The 19,083-nt window shown below is 63.5% G+C and carries 21 protein-coding genes; 6 read left to right on the top strand and 15 right to left on the bottom strand.

Annotation, left to right across the window (positions count from 1 at the left end):
• Window positions 1-110: 110 nt before the first annotated feature.
• Window positions 111-1,451, top strand: coding sequence for an aspartate aminotransferase family protein (locus HOP51_RS14155; RefSeq protein ID WP_234274544.1), 1,341 nt, complete (start codon window positions 111-113; stop codon window positions 1,449-1,451).
• An 11-nt stretch (window positions 1,452-1,462) separates the two neighbouring features.
• Entirely contained in the window at window positions 1,463-2,953 is a 1,491-nt protein-coding gene (locus HOP51_RS14150; protein ID WP_234274543.1) for a CoA-acylating methylmalonate-semialdehyde dehydrogenase, read from the top strand.
• A gap of 141 nt (window positions 2,954-3,094) precedes the next feature.
• On the opposite strand, the gene HOP51_RS14145 is transcribed toward HOP51_RS14150, so the two are convergent.
• The 4 genes from HOP51_RS14145 to HOP51_RS14130 form a co-directional block, all read right to left on the bottom strand.
• Entirely contained in the window at window positions 3,095-3,673 is a 579-nt protein-coding gene (locus HOP51_RS14145; RefSeq protein WP_234274542.1) for a hypoxanthine-guanine phosphoribosyltransferase, read from the bottom strand.
• Between the two features lie 45 nt (window positions 3,674-3,718).
• Window positions 3,719-4,732, bottom strand: coding sequence for a beta-N-acetylhexosaminidase (gene nagZ, locus HOP51_RS14140; protein ID WP_234274541.1), 1,014 nt, complete (start codon window positions 4,730-4,732; stop codon window positions 3,719-3,721).
• A gap of 116 nt (window positions 4,733-4,848) precedes the next feature.
• Window positions 4,849-5,367 (bottom strand): L,D-transpeptidase, encoded by a 519-nt coding sequence (locus HOP51_RS14135; RefSeq protein WP_234274540.1) that lies wholly within the window; start codon window positions 5,365-5,367, stop codon window positions 4,849-4,851.
• Window positions 5,367-6,035 (bottom strand): TetR/AcrR family transcriptional regulator, encoded by a 669-nt coding sequence (locus HOP51_RS14130; protein WP_234274539.1) that lies wholly within the window; start codon window positions 6,033-6,035, stop codon window positions 5,367-5,369. Before HOP51_RS14130 ends, HOP51_RS14135 begins: the two co-directional genes overlap by 1 nt.
• A 199-nt stretch (window positions 6,036-6,234) precedes the next feature.
• Between HOP51_RS14130 and lexA the strand changes: the two genes are divergently transcribed.
• Complete coding sequence (gene lexA / locus HOP51_RS14125) at window positions 6,235-6,882, top strand: transcriptional repressor LexA (protein WP_234274538.1); 648 nt, start codon at window positions 6,235-6,237, stop codon at window positions 6,880-6,882.
• A gap of 40 nt (window positions 6,883-6,922) precedes the next feature.
• Entirely contained in the window at window positions 6,923-7,972 is a 1,050-nt protein-coding gene (gene dinB, locus HOP51_RS14120) for a DNA polymerase IV (protein WP_234274537.1), read from the top strand.
• A 4-nt stretch (window positions 7,973-7,976) separates the two neighbouring features.
• Here dinB and HOP51_RS14115 read toward each other — a convergent pair whose 3' ends face one another.
• Window positions 7,977-8,648, bottom strand: a complete 672-nt coding sequence (locus tag HOP51_RS14115) for an energy-coupling factor ABC transporter permease (protein ID WP_234274536.1) — start codon at window positions 8,646-8,648, stop codon at window positions 7,977-7,979.
• A 22-nt stretch (window positions 8,649-8,670) separates the two neighbouring features.
• Window positions 8,671-9,525, bottom strand: a complete 855-nt coding sequence (gene purU / locus HOP51_RS14110; RefSeq protein WP_234274535.1) for a formyltetrahydrofolate deformylase — start codon at window positions 9,523-9,525, stop codon at window positions 8,671-8,673.
• A 248-nt stretch (window positions 9,526-9,773) separates the two neighbouring features.
• Between purU and HOP51_RS14105 the strand changes: the two genes are divergently transcribed.
• On the top strand, window positions 9,774-11,357 hold the full coding sequence (locus HOP51_RS14105; RefSeq protein ID WP_234274534.1) for a ribonuclease J: 1,584 nt from the start codon (window positions 9,774-9,776) through the stop codon (window positions 11,355-11,357).
• A 155-nt stretch (window positions 11,358-11,512) separates the two neighbouring features.
• Here HOP51_RS14105 and HOP51_RS14100 read toward each other — a convergent pair whose 3' ends face one another.
• The 6 genes from HOP51_RS14100 to mobA form a co-directional block, all read right to left on the bottom strand.
• Window positions 11,513-11,803 carry an H-NS family histone-like protein gene (locus HOP51_RS14100; RefSeq protein WP_086509616.1) on the bottom strand — a complete coding sequence of 97 codons (291 nt, stop codon included), beginning with the start codon at window positions 11,801-11,803 and terminating at the stop codon, window positions 11,513-11,515.
• Window positions 11,804-11,954: 151 nt separating this feature from the next.
• Window positions 11,955-12,947, bottom strand: coding sequence for a GTP 3',8-cyclase MoaA (gene moaA / locus HOP51_RS14095; protein WP_234274604.1), 993 nt, complete (start codon window positions 12,945-12,947; stop codon window positions 11,955-11,957).
• A 4-nt stretch (window positions 12,948-12,951) separates the two neighbouring features.
• Window positions 12,952-13,419 carry a molybdopterin synthase catalytic subunit MoaE gene (moaE, locus tag HOP51_RS14090; RefSeq protein ID WP_234274533.1) on the bottom strand — a complete coding sequence of 156 codons (468 nt, stop codon included), beginning with the start codon at window positions 13,417-13,419 and terminating at the stop codon, window positions 12,952-12,954.
• 5 nt (window positions 13,420-13,424) lie between these two features.
• Window positions 13,425-14,234 (bottom strand): cyclic pyranopterin monophosphate synthase MoaC, encoded by an 810-nt coding sequence (gene moaC / locus HOP51_RS14085; protein ID WP_234274532.1) that lies wholly within the window; start codon window positions 14,232-14,234, stop codon window positions 13,425-13,427.
• Window positions 14,235-14,287: 53 nt separating this feature from the next.
• Window positions 14,288-14,869, bottom strand: a complete 582-nt coding sequence (gene mobB / locus HOP51_RS14080; RefSeq protein WP_234274603.1) for a molybdopterin-guanine dinucleotide biosynthesis protein B — start codon at window positions 14,867-14,869, stop codon at window positions 14,288-14,290.
• A gap of 5 nt (window positions 14,870-14,874) precedes the next feature.
• Window positions 14,875-15,519 carry a molybdenum cofactor guanylyltransferase MobA gene (mobA, locus tag HOP51_RS14075; RefSeq protein ID WP_234274531.1) on the bottom strand — a complete coding sequence of 215 codons (645 nt, stop codon included), beginning with the start codon at window positions 15,517-15,519 and terminating at the stop codon, window positions 14,875-14,877.
• A 144-nt stretch (window positions 15,520-15,663) separates the two neighbouring features.
• Between mobA and HOP51_RS14070 the strand changes: the two genes are divergently transcribed.
• A complete protein-coding gene (locus HOP51_RS14070) occupies window positions 15,664-16,245 on the top strand; it encodes a cupin domain-containing protein (protein WP_234274530.1) in 582 nt (193 codons plus the stop codon).
• 49 nt (window positions 16,246-16,294) lie between these two features.
• Here the strand turns inward: HOP51_RS14070 and HOP51_RS14065 are convergent, their stop codons facing one another.
• From HOP51_RS14065 to ung, 3 genes are all read right to left on the bottom strand, one after another.
• Window positions 16,295-17,536, bottom strand: a complete 1,242-nt coding sequence (locus HOP51_RS14065) for a uracil-xanthine permease family protein (protein ID WP_234274529.1) — start codon at window positions 17,534-17,536, stop codon at window positions 16,295-16,297.
• Window positions 17,537-17,653: 117 nt separating this feature from the next.
• Complete coding sequence (gene upp, locus HOP51_RS14060; protein WP_234274528.1) at window positions 17,654-18,283, bottom strand: uracil phosphoribosyltransferase; 630 nt, start codon at window positions 18,281-18,283, stop codon at window positions 17,654-17,656.
• 116 nt (window positions 18,284-18,399) lie between these two features.
• A complete protein-coding gene (ung, locus tag HOP51_RS14055) occupies window positions 18,400-19,083 on the bottom strand; it encodes a uracil-DNA glycosylase (protein WP_234274527.1) in 684 nt (227 codons plus the stop codon).

Genomic DNA, 19,083 nt, shown 5'->3' with positions numbered 1-19,083 from the left:
AAGCAACTGCTTGCGTAAGCTTAAAAAGATCTTGATTTAACTTATCCTCACTTCGTCCTAGCCTGTTGCTGAAAGCCACCAATAACGGCAATGCCAACCGAGGTGCTGACATGTCTGTTCAAGAATCGCTGCACGCTGGCCTGAGCCAGGAGCAACTGGACGCCTACTGGATGCCCTACACCGGCAACCGCCAGTTCAAGCGCGACCCGCGAATCATCGTCGGCGCCCAGGGCAGCTACCTGACCGATGCCCAGGGCCGCCGGGTCTTCGACGGTCTCTCCGGGCTGTGGACCTGCGGTGCCGGCCACTGTCGCCCCGAGATCACCGAGGCGGTAGCCCGTCAGCTAGCCGAGCTGGACTATTCGCCGGCCTTCCAGTTCGGCCATCCCAAGGCATTCGAGTTGGCCCATAGGCTCCGTGGGTTGACGCCCCAAGGCCTCGATCATGTGTTCTTCACCGGCTCCGGCTCGGAGAGTGCCGACACCGCACTGAAGATCGCCCGCGCCTACTGGCGCAAGAAGGGCAAGCCGACCAAGACCAAGCTGATCGGTCGCGCCAAGGGGTATCACGGGGTCAACTTCGGTGGCTTCAGCCTGGGGGGCATCGGCGCCAACCGCACCATTTTCGGCCAGGGCGTCGATGCCGACCACCTGCCCCACACTCTGCTCGCGGAAAACGCCTTCACCAGGGGCATGCCCGAGCGTGGCGCCGAGCGGGCCGAGGAACTGCTGGAGCTGATCGCCCTGCACGATGCGTCCAACATCGCCGCGGTGATCGTCGAGCCGCTGGCCGGCTCGGCCGGGGTGATTCCGCCGCCCAAGGGTTACCTGCAGCGGCTGCGCGAGATCTGCGATGCGCATGACATCCTGCTGATCTTCGACGAGGTCATTACCGGTTTCGGGCGCATGGGCGCCATGACCGGTGCCGAGGAGTTCGGCGTGGTGCCGGACATCCTCAACGTGGCCAAGCAACTGACCAACGGTGCGGTGCCCATGGGTGCGGTCATCGTGCAGGGAGAGATCTACCACACCTTCATGGAACAGGGTGGGCCCGACTATATGCTCGAGCTGCCCCACGGCTACACCTACTCGGGGCATCCAGTGGCCTGTGCCGCGGCGCTGGCGGCACTCGACGTGCTCGAGAACGACCGCCTGGTAGAGCGCGTGCGCGAGATGAGTCCGGTCTTCGAGGAGGCCCTGCATGGGCTCAAGGGCACGCGCTATATCAACGACATCCGCAATTACGGGCTCGCCGGCGCCCTGCAGATCGAACCCTACCCCGGCGAACCGGCCCGCCGCCCCTTCGAGATCGCCATGAAGTGCTGGGACAAGGGCTTCTACGTGCGCTACGGCGGCGACACCATTCAGCTCGGCCTGCCCTTCATCGTCGAGCGCGACGAGATCGACCGCCTCGTCAACGTATTGGGCGAAACCATCGGCGAATTGGATTGAGAGGTAACGCAATGAGCACACTCGGGCATCTGATTGACGGCGCACGCGTCGCCGGCGAAGGACGCACCCAAGATATCTTCAACCCCTCCACTGGCGAGGTGAGCGGCCAGGTCAGCCTGGCCGGCAAGGCCACCGTCGAGCAGGCCATCGCCGCCGCCCAGGCCGCCTTCCCAGCCTGGCGCAACACGCCGCCGGCCAAGCGCGCCCGCGTCATGTTCCGTTTCAAGCAGTTGCTCGAAGAACATGCCGACGAGATCTGCCGGCTGATCGGTCAGGAACACGGCAAGATCGTCCACGATGCCAAGGGTGAATTACAGCGCGGCATCGAGAACGTGGAGTATGCCTGCGGCGTGCCGGAACTGCTCAAGGGCGAATACAGCAAGAACGTCGGCCCCGGCATCGACTCCTGGAGCGAGTTCCAGCCGCTGGGCGTGGTGGCCGGCATCACGCCGTTCAACTTCCCGGCCATGGTCCCGCTGTGGATGTACCCGATGGCCGTCGCCTGCGGTAACACCTTCGTGCTCAAGCCCTCCGAGCGCGACCCGACCTCGGCCTTGTTCATCGCCGAACTGGCGCTGGAAGCGGGCCTGCCCGCCGGCGTGCTGAACGTGGTCAACGGCGACAAGGAAGCCGTCGATACCCTGCTCGACGACCCGCGTGTCCAGGCCGTCAGCTTCGTCGGCTCCACGCCGATTGCCGAAACCATCTACGCTCGCGCCAGCGCCAACGGCAAGCGTTGCCAGGCGCTTGGCGGCGCCAAGAACCATGCCATCGTGATGCCCGATGCCGACATGGACAACGTGGCCGATTCGCTCACCGGCGCCGCCTTCGGCTCCTCCGGCGAACGCTGCATGGCCCTCTCCGTGGCGGTAGCCGTGGGCGACGCCGCCGCCGACGCCCTGGTCGCCAAGATGCGGGAGCGTTTGAAGTCCCTCAAGGTTGGTCCCTTCTCCGACGCCGGGAACGACTTCGGTCCAGTGATCACCAAGGCTCACCAGGAGAAGGTGTGCGGCTATATCGACAGCGCCGAGGTCCAGGGCGCCGAGATCGTGGTCGACGGCCGCGGCGTGCAGGTACCGGGCTTCGAAAACGGTTTCTATGTGGGTGGCACCCTGATTGACCGCGTGACCGCCGAGATGACCTGCTACCGGGAGGAGATCTTCGGCCCTGTCCTGCTGGTGGTTCGCGCCGCCTCCATGGAAGAAGCCATGAAGCTGATCGACGACCATGAGTACGGCAACGGTACCTGTATCTACACTCGTGATGGCGAGGCGGCCCGTTACTTCAGCGACAATATTCAGGTGGGCATGGTCGGCGTCAATGTGCCGCTGCCGGTGCCGGTTTCCTACCACAGCTTCGGTGGCTGGAAACGCTCGCTGTTCGGCGACCTGGCCGCCTACGGGCCGGATGCCGTGCGCTTCTACACCAAGCGCAAGACCGTCACCCAGCGCTGGCCGTCGACCGGGGTCCGCGAGGGCGCGCAGTTCTCCTTCCCCTCCTAACGGCAGGCGGTGGCATGAAGCCGAACCAGGTTTCCTGGTTCGGCTTTTTCATTTCGGCTTCTTCCTGGGGCGAGAAGCCACGGGCTACGAATCAACGCAAGCGCCTGCGCTTGCAAAGGGGGAGTCCATATAAGTGTTTCCCTAGAGTCCCTTGGGCGCGAATATCCCCGGCGCATTGCGCCAATACCCCTTATAGTCCATGCCGAAGCCGAACACGTAGCGGTCGACCACTTCGAGACTGCAGTAGTCGGCCTTGAGCCCCGGCACCGCCTTGCGATCATGGCGCTTGTCCACCAGTACGGCGGTGGAAATGCTCGCCGCACCGGCTTCGCGGCAGTAGTCGAGAATGGCGGCAAGCGTCGCGCCTTCATCAAGGATGTCGTCGACGATGACCACATGACGATCGGCCATGGGGATCTCCGGCGACACACGCCAGAACAGCTCACCGCCGCGCAGACCGCCGCGATAGCGGGTGGCATGGATGTAGTCGACTTCCAGCGGGAATCCCAGCCGGGTCAGCAAGTGTCCCGTGGTGATCAGGCCGCCGTTCATCACGCAGTAGAAAACCGGCAGCTTGTCGCCCAGATCGGCGGTGATCTGCTCGGCCATGCGATCCAGGGCGCGTTCGACCTCTTCGTGGCTGATCAGGCAGTCGGCGTTCTCCATGACATCGCGCATGGTGGCCAGGGAATCATGGAAGTCGGGTTCGAGTTTGGGCATGAAACACTCGTATCGATGAGGGTACGTTAAGGAAAAATGGGTCGATCAGAGCGTGGCCATGGCTTCCAGGCGCGCATGCACCCGACGCCAGCGCCCCAGTGCCTCGAGGGCGGTCAGATCGGGGCGCGCACGGCCATAGCGCAGGCGGTTCGTCAGCCGTGTGCTGCGGCCCTGACAGGTTTCCAGCACCTCCAACGCCGCCGCACGGTCATTGCACACCAGCACCATGTCGCAACCGGCATTGAGCGCGGCCAGGGCCCGCTCGCCCGGCGCGCCGGCAAAGCCGGCACCGGCCATGCCGAGATCGTCGGAGAAGATAGTCCCCTTGAAGCCCAGCGATTCGCGCAGCAGGCCCAGCCAGCTTGCCGAGAAACCCGCCGGGCGCGAGTCGAAGGCGGAATAGATCACGTGAGCCGGCATCACACCGTCGAGCCGGCTGGCGAGTTCGGCAAATGGCACCAGGTCGCGCTGCCGCAGCTCCTCCAAGGGGCGCTCGTCTATCGGCAGCTCCAGGTGAGAATCCGCCGCCACCCCGCCGTGTCCGGGATAGTGCTTGCCCACCGCCGCCATGCCGGCTTCGTGCAGGCCGCTGATGAAGGCGCCGGCCATGGCTGCCACGGCCTGGGGGTCGGAGGAGAAGCTGCGATCGCCGATCACGCTGGAAAGGCCAACATCGACATCGAGCACCGGGGCAAAACTGAGGTCCAGCCCACAAGCCGCCATCTCCATGCCCAGCAGCCAGCCGGCATCGAGACACAACCTCAGGGTCACCTCCGGGGCCACGGCATAATCCCGGCCAATTCGCCCCATGGCAGGGAGTCGGGTCACGCCCTCACGGAGCCGTTGGACACGCCCGCCCTCCTGGTCGATAGCCAGCAGCAGTTCGGGACGAATGCGACGCATGGCATGGCACAGCTCCCGCACCTGCTGCGCATGCTCGACATTGCGAGAAAACAGGATGACACCCCCCACTTCGGGGCGCTTGAGCAAATCACGCTCCTCACTGCGCAGTTCGGTGCCTTCCAGGTCGAGCATCACCGGGCCGAGGGTCTGGGTCATGATCGGGGTCCTTGGGGCGGAAAGGGAGCTGATTCTAGACCAAAGCCGGGTATGACGACAGCCATCCAGACATACCTGCATCGCGTCCGCTGCCTGACGACGCACGGCATGGCGTGTCAGTCATGCAGCCAGACAGGCGTGCCCGGGGGCGCCACGGCACAGACCTCCAGCAGCGCTTCGTCGCGCAGACGAATACAACCATGCGAACGAGGCTCGCCCATCGGCTGGTCGGGAGGCGTACCGTGTAGATAGATATAGCGTCTCTGCGAGTCGACGTCGCCACCACGATTGAACCTGCGCTCAAGCCCGCACAGCCACAAGATGCGGGTCAATATCCAGTCGCGCCCGGGGTGGGCCGCGGCCAGTGCCGCGCTGTAGACCTCACCGGTGGGACGCCGGCCCCGGAAAACGGTACCCAGCGGTTGCCCATGGCCGATGGCAGCCCTTACGTAATGCCAACCGAGCGGCGTGCAGCCACTACCTTCACGCTGCCCCACTCCCGCCAGCGCGGTTGAAACCGACCATTCCACCACGGCATGCTCGCCCTGCCAGTGGACGAGACACTGGCGGGCGATGTCGATCTCGAGCCAGGTCTCGTCTCGCGGCGGCAGCGCTTCGAGCCGGGGAGTACGCATCAGCTCGCCTTGGCCGGCTGCGCGGCCGGTGGCGGCGGCAAGGGCGCATTCATCGCTGCTACCACTACGGGGCGCAGGCGGCGGACCAGGTCGCGCACCGACACATGCTCATGGTAGTCCTTCTCGGCGATGTCACGTAGCGCGTCGAGGCCGGAGAGAGTAAAGATCACCGTACCCAGGACGAAGTGCAGGCGCCAGAAACGCTCGGCATCGGGCAGCTCCGGCGTGGCACGGCGCACCAGGTCGGTGAAGCGAGTGAAGACGCTGCCATACTCCTCCTGGATATGTCGTCTCAGGTGTCCTTGGGCCTGGCTGTAGGCGAGTCCCAGCAGTTTCATGAAAACCTTGAGGCTGTGCTTTTCGGCCGGTACCTCGAGCACGGTACGAGCCATGGTTTCCAGCAGTACCTCCAGCGGGATGACACGTCCGGCATGCTGCGCCTCGAGCTCGTCGAGGGCATGGTGGAAACGCACCGTGAAGGGGTCCAGGTAGCGCGAGAAAACCGCCTGGATCAGCGCCTTCTTGGAGCCGAAGTGATAGTTGACCGCAGCAAGGTTGACGCGAGCCTTGCTGGTGATGGTGCGCAGCGAGGTCTCGGCGAAGCCGCGCTCGGCGAACAGGACTTCGGCAGTGTCGAGGATGCGCGTGACGGTATCGGTCTGGGCCATGATCAGTTCCCACTGGAAACGACTGTTTTAAACATTACAAAAGTCTACGACATTACGCCTTATGCCTCAACGTATAGGCAATCCAAAGCGTTTTAAACGCCCTGGCAGGCAGATCACGAGCGGAAACGAGGGCTTTTACTGTATAGGCTTCCATGCTGTATACTTGACCAATACGGCAGTCACGCTACCGGAGTTCGCCATGACACGCCCCCTCACTTCGCGCCAGCAGAACGTCTATGACTTCATCGTCAAGACCATGAACGAGTTCGGCTACCCTCCCACCCGCGCCGAAATCGCCCGGGCCCTGGGCTTCCGCTCGCCCAATGCCGCCGAGGAGCACCTGCGCGCGCTGGAACGCAAGGGCGTGATCCGGGTGATCCGCGGTACCTCGCGCGGCATACGCCTGCCGGCCCAGGAAGCCGATACCGCCAGCAACGAACCGAGCGGCGAAGGACTGCCGATCATCGGTGAAGTAGCTGCCGGCAGCCCGATCCTGGCCGCCGAGCATATTGATCGCTATTGCCCCCTGCCGCCGGACTACTTCACGCCCCGTGCCGACTACCTGCTCAAGGTTCGCGGCCTGTCGATGAAGGATATCGGCATTCTCGAAGGCGACCTGCTTGCCGTGCATCGCACCGAGCGCGTGCGCGACGGCCAGATCGTGGTCGCGCGCCTGGAGGATGAGGTCACGGTCAAGCGCTTCCATCGCCAGGGGCATCGTGTCGTGCTGGAAGCCGAGAACGCCGATTTCGCCCCGATCGAGGTGGATCTGCGCCATCAGGAACTCGAGATCGAGGGCATAGGCGTAGGGGTAATACGCGGCGGCAACGGCCAAGCTCTAGGGTAAGAGCTGGCTGCGCTTGGCCCCGCCAGGCTAATAATTCACCATGAGCCGCAAGATTCTGCATGCCGACTGCGACTGTTTCTACGCCGCGGTGGAGATGCGTGACAACCCTGCGCTGCGCGAGGTGCCGCTGGCGATCGGTGGCAGTGCGGAGGGCCGGGGCGTCATCGCGACCTGCAACTACCCTGCCCGTGCCTACGGCATTCATTCCGCCATGCCGACGGCGCGGGCACTGCGGCTGTGCCCCCACCTGACCCTGTTGCGCGGGGATTTCGACCGTTACCGCGAAGCGTCACGCCAGATATCGGCGATCTTCCACGAACTCACCCCGCTGGTGGAGCCGCTGTCGCTGGACGAGGCCTTTCTCGACGTCACCGACGTGACGCGCTTCTCGGGCAGCGCCACCTGGATGGCACGCTGGCTGAAGGAGGAGTGCCTGAAGCGCGTCGGCATCACGGTGTCGGTAGGCGCCGCTCCGTCGAAGTTCCTGGCCAAGATCGCCAGCGACTGGGAGAAGCCCGACGGCCTTACCGTCATCTCTCCCTCCCAGGTAAATGGCTTCGTGCGCCAACTCCCGGTCACCAAGCTGCACGGCGTTGGCCCGGCCACGGCCAAGCGATTGCAGGCCCTCGATATCGACACCTGCAACGATCTGCAGCGGATACCGCTTGACCGATTGCTGCAGGAGTTCGGCAAGTTCGGCCGACGCCTGTTCGAGCTTGCCAGGGGAATCGACGATAGACCGGTGCGCACCGAGCGCGAGCGAAAGTCGGTGAGCGCGGAAACCACCTTCGCCAGCGACCTGCCCGAACTCTCGCTCTGCTACGCCGAGCTGGCGCCGTTGTGCGAACGCCTCGACGCCAGGCTGGCACGGCACGGGCATCCGCCCATCGCCGGCACCTTCGTCAAGGTACGCTTCGACGACTTTTCCCTGACCACCCTCGACTCGCGAGGCGGCTCCCCTACCCTGGAGAATTTCACTGCCCTGTTGGAGCAAGCCTGGGCACGTCGCACACGCCCGGTACGGCTGCTCGGCGTGGGAGTACGGCTGGTGACGGACGATGCACGGCGTCAGCTCCGCCTGCCTTTTTGAAGACTCACTTGGTATCGATATAGCGGTGGTCGTTGAAGGTCGCGACCCAGTCGGGGTGATAGACCATCAGCACGCTGAGCAGCATGCCGGTGAGAAAGGCCTCCGAGGGCATCAACAGCGGCAGGAAGAGCGCATATTCCTGTGCCAGGTAGACCGCCCCGGGGTCACTGGCGGCGAGCATGACCAGCCCGAGCCCTGCCAGCCCCGTACCCAGCGCAGCCAGGGCAGCGCCGAAGAAACCGCACACGAACAGGAATAGCATCAGGTTGTCCGGTAAGTAGCGGTCGACGATGCGCCACACCGAGACCACGATCGCCACCGGTATCACCCCGGTGATCAGCATGTTGACCCCCAACAGGGGCCAGCCCGCCTTGCCCAGCACCACCAATGAGAGATTGGCCAGCAGGTTGGTCACAAGCGCCAACGGGGCCTTGAAGAGCAGCGTCAGCAGGGCCGTGAGCATCAGGTGGAGCGTCAGCCAATCCACCGACTGCGCCCGTAGTTGCCACAACAACACGACCGCAACGCTGGCGGCCAGCCAGCGGTGCTGCAGGCCGCGGTCGGCCAGCAGCTCCCGCCAGGGGCGCTGTGCCAGCGCCAGAAGCAGCACGAGCAGGGAGATTACGCCGCAGGCGATCAGCAACCACGACGCGAGGATCGGCTGGGAAAAGGTCATGCCACGCTCCTGCGAACCGGGCTCAGGCGAAAACGACGGTCTTATTGCCGTGAATCAACACCCGGTCCTCGAGATGCCAGCGCAAGCCGCGTGCCAGCACCGCCTTCTCCACGTCACGGCCGAAGCGCACCAGATCCTGCGGGGTATGGCAGTGGCTCACGCGGTGTATGTCCTGTTCGATGATCGGACCGGCATCCAGTTCCTCGGTCACGTAGTGACAGGTAGCGCCGATCAGCTTGACACCCCGCGAATACGCCTGGTGATAGGGCCGCGCCCCGGCAAACGACGGCAGGAAGCTGTGGTGGATATTGATGACCCGCCCGGCATAGCGCTCACACAGCCGCGGCGGCAGGATCTGCATGTAGCGGGCCAGCACCACGGTATCGGCCTCCATTTCCTCGACCAGGCGCTCCACCTCACCAAAGGCGACACTCTTGTCCTCGGCGGGAACCGCCACGTGGTAGTACGGCAGGCCATGCCACTCGACCATGCTGCGCATGTCGTCATGGTTCGAGATCACACCGACGATATCGCCTTCCAGCTCACCGGCCGTCCAGCGGTACAGCAAGTCGACCAGGCAATGGGATTCACGCGAAACCATGACCACCACCCGCGGCCGGCGGCGCGTATCGCGCAGCGCCCAGTCCATGTCGAATTCCCGCGCTACGGGCTCGAAGGCTTCTTCCAGCTCGGCGGCCGTCATGCCGATGGAGTCGGCCAGGATCTCGTAGCGCATGAAGAAGCGCCCCGCCTCCAGGTCGGAATGTTGGCTGGCCTCGGTGATGGAACCGCCATGGCCAGCAATGAAGCCGGACACGCGGGCCACGATACCGCGGCGATCGGGACAGGAAACGACGAGTCGATAGTAGTGAGACATGAGCCCAACCTGGTACTGAACGGGATGCAGGAAGCGCGCATTGTAGCGAACTCGGCATACCCGGAACACGTCTCACTCGGAGGAAGCACTGCCGACATCGCATTTGTGGAGAATTGCGACGTTCCCGTATAGTGAAGTTTCCATTGTCTGGTCCAGATTTGCCGATGCATTCGACTCACGCCACTATCCGTCCCCGCCGCCGCTCCCCGCTGTACTTCCTGCCCTTGGGGGGGTGCGGAGAAATCGGCATGAACCTGGGACTCTATGGGCTTGAGAACGCATGGATCGCCGTCGATTGCGGCATGATGATTCGCCAGGACCTGCCGGACACACCGCTTCAAGTGCCCAGCCTGGAAACTCCCGAAGCGCTCGGTATCCGTCCTGGGGCACTCATCATCACCCATGGTCACGAGGACCACATCGGCGCTGCCGCCTGGCTATGGCCCCGATGGCAATGTCCGGTGTACGCCACGCCCCTGGCGGCCGGCCTGCTGCGGGCAAAGTTCATCGAGCGCGGCCTGGCCGTCGATGCCATCCAGGTGATCGAGCCGGGCGAGGCGCTGGAGAACGGCCCCTTCACCCTGCGCTACCTGCCACTGACTCATTCGATACCGGAGAGCTGCGCCCTGCTGATCGCCGCCGGCGACTACCGCGTACTGCATACCGGCGACTGGAAACTGGATCCTGAGCCGCTGATCGGTCCGCCGGTGAAGGGCTCGCTGTTCCGCGCCCTGGCCCCGATCGACCTGGTGGTGGGTGACTCCACCAACGCGCCCATGCCCGGCCACTCGCGCAGCGAAGGTGAAGTGGCCAGAGCACTGGAGCATCGCCTCAGCCAGTGTTCGGGCCGCGTCGTGGTGAGCTGCTTTGCCAGTAACCTGGCCAGGGTGCTGGCCGTGGCTCAGGCGGCCGAGCGATGCGGCCGCCGCGTCAGCCTGATGGGGCGGGCCATGGAACGCATGGTGGCGGTGGCCCGGGGTCTCGGCTACCTGGATGACATGCCGCCGCTGGTGCCGGTCGAGGATCTGGGCTACCTGCCGCCCAATGAGGTCCTGGTCATCGCCACCGGCAGCCAGGGAGAGCCGCGTGCCGCCCTCAGCCGCCTGGCCAATGGCCGTCATCACAGTTTCGAGATGATGCCCAGTGACACCGTGATCTTCTCGGCCAAGGCGATCCCCGGCAACGAACGCCAGATCGAGCGTCTGAAGCACGCCCTGGCCCGCCTGGACGTGGCGGTATGGGACGAATTCAACCACCCCGAGCTGCATGCCTCGGGGCATCCCGCCCAGGACGAGCTACACACCTTCTATGGCTGGATCAAGCCACGCCACCTGCTGCCGGTCCATGGCGAGCATCGTCATCAACAGGCACATCGCGAGCTGGCGGAATCGATGGGCATCCAGGCGCCTCTGGCACCGGTCAACGGTGACCTGATTCGACTCGATGGCGACGGCCTGAGCCTCGAGTCGCGTCATCCCCAGCGTCCCTGCATCATCAGCCAGAATGCCGTCACGCCGCTACCGGGCCTCACTGCCGAGCACGGTTCGTCACGCCACGGCATCCTGCACTTGGCCGTGTCCGTCGCCTCGACGGACACGGGCTGGACGCGAATCGGGCGTCTCATGATGGATGCGCATCGAGTCAGCGCGATGGACGAAGAGAGCTTCACCGAATGGCTCGATGAGCGTTTGGAAGAGCTGGAGGCCGATAGTCTGGCCGAGCTGCGTACCGCGTTGCAGCCGCTGATCACCTCTTGGCTGGGGCAGCGCCTGCGTCAATTACCGGACGTTCATCTCCAACTGATCGCGGTGGAATCCCCGGCCTTCCGCTGACCCCATTTGGCCGAGCACGTTGCATCGGCTAGCCAAGCGGAATCCATTTAGACTTCACACTCTATACAGCGGGCCAGAATGCAGCAGGCCGGAGGGGATACGTCATGCCCCCTCCGGCCTGAGCTGCGCGAGCAGACGACTCGTACCCTGCCGGATCACGAACCGCTGGCATTCTTGGGCGGACGACCACGCCGACGACGCGGCTGTTCACCTACGAGATCTTCCACGGAGAGACCAGCATCGTTCATGGCCTCGCGGATCTCAGCCAGCTTCCTTTCCTTGTCCGCTTCTTCCTGTTTGCGGAGCTTCTCTTCCTCATTTTTCTGCTCGATTACCTCGCCGATCACATCGGAGAGCTTGTGCAGCTGCTCCATGCTCAACTGGCGAGCCGCGGCACGAGCCACGTTCTTGTTACGGGCGATACGCTCCAGGGTTTCGCTGGACATTGGCCTCCTCCATGCAAGAAAAAGACGAGAGAGTCTTATGACTCACTCGTCGAAAGTATATGCCGATTTGCCGAATTGGCAAGAAAATCCCCCATCGACGCAAAGCCGAAAATCACCGAAGTGGGAAGTGAAAGTGCCGGCTTGTCAGGGCTCAGCCACCCGTCATGTTCATGAATCGCACGATCTGGACATCGCCATCGGTGGTAAAATGATGGCGTTCGGGCTTGAGCGGCAGCGCCGCGACGATAGCCCGTTTCAAGGCATCGAGGTCGCCTGGGTGCTGGCGTAGCACGCCGCGCAAATCGACGGAGTGTTCATTGCCCAAGCAGAGCAGTAGCCGCCCTTCCGCCGTGACACGCACGCGATTGCAGCTGGCACAGAAGTTATGGCTGTGGGGAGAAATGAAGCCAATCCGACTATCGCTATCGGTCATGCGGAAATAGCGTGATGGTCCGAGTGTCGACTCGGTCGTCGGAATCAATGCATGACGATACTCAATGATGGCTTTCACTTCATCGCTGGAGCAGAAGGTCTCGGCACGCGAATGATCGGACACATCCCCCAGCGGCATCTCCTCGATGAAGCTCAAGTCGACGCCTTCCGCCCGGGCGAATTCAACGAGATCCAACACCTCGTCGTCGTTGCGTCCCTTGAGGATCACGGCATTGAGCTTGATGCGTTCGAATCCGGCCTCTCGCGCCGCACGTAGTCCATCGAGTACACGCCCGAGATCTCCGGTGCGGGTGAGTTGACGAAAGCGCTGCGGATCGAGCGTGTCCAGGCTGATATTGAGCCGATTCAGGCCCGCTTCACGCAGGCGTCGGGCATGCTTTACCAAGCCCGCGCCGTTGGTGGTCATGGCCAGATCACGCAACCCGGGCAGCGCGCTGGTCTGCTCGATGAGCTGATCGATACCACGTCGCACCAGAGGCTCACCGCCGGTCAAGCGGATCTTCTCCACGCCCATCTCGACGAATGCCCGCGCCACCATGCCCAACTCTTCCAGCGTCAAAATCTGGGCACGGGGCAGAAAGGTCATTTCTTCGCTCATGCAGTAAACGCAGCGAAAGTCGCAGCGATCCGTAACGGAGATCCGCACGTAGCGAACCCGCCTGCCGAAGCCATCGATCAATTCCGATGGCAAGGGCTCAGGGAATCTTGTCATCATCGCTCTCCCAGCGGCTGGCATCCCGGTGATCCGATTCACGCTCGGAAACCCAGTAGTCCCCGGTAATGCTGTGCTCCTTTTTCCAGAAAGGTGCACGAGTCTTCAGGTAATCCATGATGAAGTCGCAGGCCTCGAAGGCCGCGCGGCGGTGAGCGCTAGCCACCACCACCAATACAATAGGCTCCCCCGGGGAAAGCCGTCCAACACGATGAATGACCCGCACCCCCTGGAGCGGCCAGCGTGACTCGGCCTCCGCCACGATCTCGCCCAGGGCAGCTTCGGTCATGCCCGGGTAGTGCTCCAGAGTCAGCGCACTCACGTCGGGACGCTCGTTGAAGTCGCGTACCAGCCCCGTGAAGCTGATCACCGCACCGATATCCGAGCGCCCCGTCAGAAGGCGCTGCTGCTCGGCCCCTGCGTCGAAAGGGGCCTCTTGTACCCGAATCATGTCGTTCATCCTCCCGTTACCGGCGGGAAGAAAGCCACCTCATCGTCATTGGTGATGGGCGTGGGATCCAGCGCCATGACTTGATTCACGGCACACAGAACGCGCCCCTCGGTCAAACGAGAGAAGCGAGCGTCGCGCTTCACAAGAGCGCTTTTCAAGCCACCGACGTCGGTACTCGGCAGGCTGTCCAAAGGCAAGACGAGCTCGCTGATCCCCAGGCGCTCACGCAACTCGGCCAGGAATTTCACCCGCACGCAGGGAGAGTCGATATCGCAACGGCTCCCCACCGACACCTGGCCCGCCGCCCCCTCACCCGTCACGATGGGAGTCGCGGAAGCATCGGCCTGACGCTGATAATCTCCTGACTTCCCCCCGCGCTTGGTATCGACATGAATGGCGCCGATTTCCATGTCCTTGTCTACCGCCTTGCACATGTCGTAGAGCGTCAGGCACGCCACCGAAACCGCCGTCAACGCCTCCATTTCGACACCGGTACGACCATTGAGGCGACAGGTGGCAAAGACCTCGACGCGGGAATTCTGCTCGTCCAGGCGGAAATCCACCGTAACCTTCGACAGGGGCAGCGCATGACACAGCGGAATCAGCTCGTGGGTGCGCTTGGCCGCCTGAATGCCGGCGATACGCGCCGTAGCCAGCACGTCGCCCTTGGGCAGCCCCCCTTCGCTGAGCAGAGCCAGCGTCTCGGGCTTCATCTGGACATGACCGGAAGCGGTGGCCTCACGGCGGCTTTCCGCCTTGTCGGCGACGTCGACCATGTGGGCCTCGCCGCGCTGGTTGAGATGGGTCAGACTCATGTGAAGCAGCCTCGGAATCGATTGAGCGGGTTAAAGGTTCGAAAATGAGAGGTTCATGACTGGGCCACTCGCGGCACCCGCTCGCCCGGCCAACGCGCCGGCCAGGCAGCGACCCACTCGGCAATGGCATCGACATCGTCCAGGTTCAACCACTCGACGCCGGCTGGGACCTTCATCGGTGCCTGGCTCGCCACCGCCTTGATCCAGGGATCTTCCACCACACGCAGCGTCTTGCTGAGCGCCTCGCGGTACAGCTCCAGCTTGGGCAAGGGCCAGGCCTTGAAACCCTCGACCAGGATCAGGTCGGGCCGTTGCGGTCGTACCGCCTCGATCAATTGCGCCAAGTCTGCCTCCTGGCACTCGGGTGTTTCCATCATCATGGCCCACCTGGCGCGGGAGGCAACCAGCATCGGTGCGGCACCGGCCTGGCGCAGCCGATGGCTGTCCTTGCCAGGCTGGTCGACATCGAAATCGTGATGGGCATGCTTGATCACGGCGACACGCAACCCACGCTGCCGAAGACGTGGCAACAGCGCTTCCAACAGGGTGGTCTTGCCGGTTCCGCTCCACGCCGCGATGCCGAGCAACGGTAACGCATCGTCGAAGTCGAGCTGGGCATGCTCCGCGGATGTCATCAGGATCATCCCTCCTCTTTCCTTTCCAAATCCGGCCTTTTCAAACGTGCTTCCAGACGCCGCTTGTCTTCTTCGGTGTTGAGATTGCTGAAGGCATCGGGGCAGTCGCTGAAGTCCACGCAGGTCCAGTCGTGGCGCTCGAGCCAGCGACCGACCTTTCGCTCCCCCGCTGCCAGCGCCGCCTGCAGATCGCTTGCCAGTCGACGCTCGAGTAGCATGATCACCGGATACAAGCGCTCTCCGTCATGGGCGACAGCGATACGGTGCCCACCGATACCGGCCACCATGCGTGGTACCAAGTCATGTGGAAGTGCCGGCGTATCGCAGGGCACGACCAGCACCCACTGCGTGGTCGCAACGCCAAGGCCACTGCAAATGCCCATCAGCGGCCCCTGGAAGCCCTGCTCGCTGTCAGCCACCACACGGTCGGCCAGCCTTCGGTAACTTTCCTGATGACGGTTGGCACTGATCAGCACTTCGGCCACCCGCCCTTCCAGGCGCGTTCGGACGTGGCCGACCAGTTCGATGCCATCGAGCCGCACCAGCCCCTTGTCGCGTCCACCCATGCGGCTGCCCTGCCCGCCAGCCAGTATCAAGCCGGTGACATCGGTCGAGGAGTTCAAGGGGCGGATTTCTGTTCGATCGGTCATACCCCCATGATGCCTTAGGCGACACGCCGGTGCCATGACGAGCGCGCCAATCGTGCGTGCGCCATGATCCGGATCATCTCATGCACGACAGCGACAGCGAGGGTATCATGTGTCAAACAAATCGAACGGACCCTGGACCTGACAATGGAAGGATTTGATGTGGGGGGCCGCCTGCGCGAGTTGCGCAAGGCACGTAAGTTATCCCAACGCGAGCTGGCCAAGCGAGCCGGCGTCACCAACAGCACCATCTCACTGATAGAGCAGAACAGCGTCAGCCCTTCCGTCAGCTCGCTGAAGAAGATTCTCGATGCGCTGCCGGTGTCGATCAGCGCGTTCTTTGCCGGGGACGAACCCTCCCCGCCGCGCGCCTTCTACCCCGCCGATGAACTCACCGAGATCGGCGACGGTCATTTGTCATGGCGGTTGGTGGCGGCACGCCGCCCTGACCGCAGCATGTCGATCATTCATGAGCGCTACCCGCCAGGGGCTGACACCGGCGCCGATATGCTCGAGCACGACGGCGAGGAAGGCGGCGTGGTGATTGCGGGGGAGATTGAGCTTACGGTGGCCGGCGAGGCCCGGATCCTGCGCGCGGGCGATGCCTACTACTTCGATTCGCGCCTGCCCCATCGCTTTCGCAACGTGGGCGAGGATGAGTGCGTGATCGTCAGCGCCAACTCCCCGCCGACCTTTTCGGAGGGCGGCAGGGAGTTGCATCACGCCTAGTTTGGTCCGAAAACCCTCTACGCTCGCCGGTTTTGCAAACGAAGCTCAATCACTCCTCATCGGCGCGGGGCAGCACCCAGTTGAGGACGATGCCCACCAACGCGGCCAGGCTTACCCCTTGCAGGGTGAACTGGCCGCCACCGAACTGCATGCCGCCGATACCGAATACCAGGATCAGCGACGCCACCACGAGGTTGCGCGGCGCGGTCAGCGAATGACCGGCACGCACCAGGGTGTTCATGCCGACCACCGCAATGGAGCCGAACAGCAGCGTCATGATACCGCCCATCACCGGCCCCGGGATGGTCTGCAGCAAGGCACCCAGCTTGGCAACGAAGGCCAGGCCGATGGCGAAGCAGGCCGCAACGACCATGATCTTCGGGTTGAAAGCGCGGGTCAGGGTCACCGCCCCGGTCACCTCCGAGTAGGTAGTGTTGGGCGGACCACCGAACAGCGCCGCCGTGAAGGTCGCCAAGCCATCGCCCAGCAGGGTGCGGTGCAGGCCGGGCTTCTCCAGGTAGTTCTTGCGCGTGACCGAGCCGATGGCGATCATGTCGCCGATATGCTCGACGGCAGGGGCGATGGCCACCGGGATCATGAACAGGATCGCCGCCCAGTGGAAACTCGGTGCCGTGAACGACGGCAGAGCCAGCCAGGCTGCCTCGCGGACCGGCGTGAAGTCGATCAGCCCCATCACCAGCGCCATGGCGTAGCCCACCAGGATACCGCCCATGATGGGCACCAGGCGCAACAGGCCGCGCCCGAACACTGCCAACACCAGCGTGACCAGCAAGCTGGCCATCGACAGCAGGATGGCGGGGCCATAGTCGATATGATCGCTGGTCTCACCGGTAGCCATGCTCACCGCCACCGGCGCCAAAGCCAGGCCGATCACCATGATGACAGGCCCCACCACCACCGGCGGCAGCAGGCGATGCAACCAGGCGGTGCCCTTGAGACGAACCGCCTGGGAGATCGCCACATAGACCAGCCCCGCCGCCATCAACCCACCCATGGTGGCCGGCACGCCGAAACTGGCCACCGAGCCCTGGATCGGCGCGATGAAAGCGAACGACGAGGCCAGGAAGACCGGCACGGTGACGCGCGTCACGCCGTGGAATACCAAGGTACCGACCCCGGCAGTGAACAGCGCTACGCTGGGATCGAGACCAGTCAACAGCGGCACCAGAACCAGCGCGCCGAAGGCGACGAAAAGCATCTGCGCCCCGGTCAGAATTACCTTGGGCAAGGATTCGACCGGCGCCTGCGCAGTCGCCACGTGTTCGTTCATGGGAAGCTATCCTTCTTTTGTATCGTTGGTTCGAATGAAGGCATCCTGCCCAGAAAAACGCCCCTGGATCGCGATCTCAGGGGCAGCATCATGCGTTGTTTTGCCAATGAACTTAAATCACCTAGTGCCGAAGATCTTGTCTCCTGCATCGCCGAGGCCCGGCACGATATAGCCGTTCTCGTCGAGGTGATCGTCCACCGCAGCGGTGTATATCTCGATGTCGGGATATGCGTCCTGCACCCGCTTGATCCCTTCGGGGGCCGCCACCAGCACGATCACCTTCATCTGCTGACAACCGCGCTCGCGCAGCATGTCGAGCGTCGCCACCATGGTGCCGCCAGTCGCCAACATGGGATCGATCACGATCGCCATGCGCTCGTCCAGGTCATTGGCGAACTTGGCGAAGTACGGCACGGGCTCGAGCGTTTCCTCGTCACGATAGAGCCCCACCACGCTGATCCGGGCACTAGGAATCAGGTCAGTCACGCCATCCAGCATGCCCAGCCCGGCGCGCAGGATCGGCACGATGGTCACTTTCTTGCCCTTGAGCAGCTTCACCGGAATCGGCTTGCCGCTCCAGCCGTCGATGTTCTGCTGCTCCAGCTCCAGATCCTTGGTCGCCTCGTAGGTGAGCAGCTTGGCCAGCTCACCGGCCAGCTCACGAAAGCTCTTGGTGCTGATGCCGGCTTCGCGCATCAGACCCAGCTTGTGCTGGACCAGCGGATGTTGAATGGCATGGACGCTCATGACGGACCTCTCGGCGTGGGATGGAAGGGGCAAGCTGCGTCTTGTGGACGAGTCGCGCGCATTCTACCCGTAACCGACGAACAGGTTAAGGCATGCCAGGCAACTCCTCCGCCACCTCAGGGCATGGCAGGGAGCTGCCAGTCGATCGGCTCACGGCCATTCGCCTCGAGAAAGGCATTGGCCCGGGAGAAATGCCGATTGCCGAAGAACCCCCGATGGGCGGAGAGCGGCGAAGGGTGCGGCGATTCCAGTACCAGGTGTCGTGAGGTATCGATCAGCGCCTTCTTCTGCCGGGCATGGCTGCCCCATAACAGGAACACGGAAGGTGGTGCATGAGCGTTGACCGTCTCGATGGCACGGTCGGTAAAGGTCTCCCAGCCCCTGCCCCGGTGCGAGCCGGCATTACCCTGCTCCACCGTCAACGAGGTATTGAGCAGCAGCACGCCCTGTCGCGCCCAGTGCTCGAGGTTGCCGTGCGCCACCGGCTGGAAGCCGACATCGACGGCCAGCTCCTTGTAGATGTTGACCAGCGATGGCGGCACCGGGACCCCAGGGCGAACCGAGAAACACAAGCCATGCGCCTGCTGGGGTCCGTGGTAAGGATCCTGCCCCAGGATCACCACCTTGACCTGCTCCAGCGGCGTGAGCTCGAAGGCTCGGAACCAGTTCGAGGAGTGTGGGTAGATCACCTTCCTGGCGGCCTTCTCCGCCGCCAGGAAGTCACGCAGCGACTGCATGTAGGGCAAGGAGAATTCATCTCCCAGCCAGCGCTGCCAGCTTTCAGGCAATGGACAACTCAT

This window comes from Billgrantia zhangzhouensis (assembly GCF_021404465.1).
GTDB classification, from domain to species: Bacteria; Pseudomonadota; Gammaproteobacteria; order Pseudomonadales; family Halomonadaceae; genus Halomonas; species Halomonas zhangzhouensis.
This window is presented reverse-complemented; position numbering and strand designations above follow the sequence as displayed.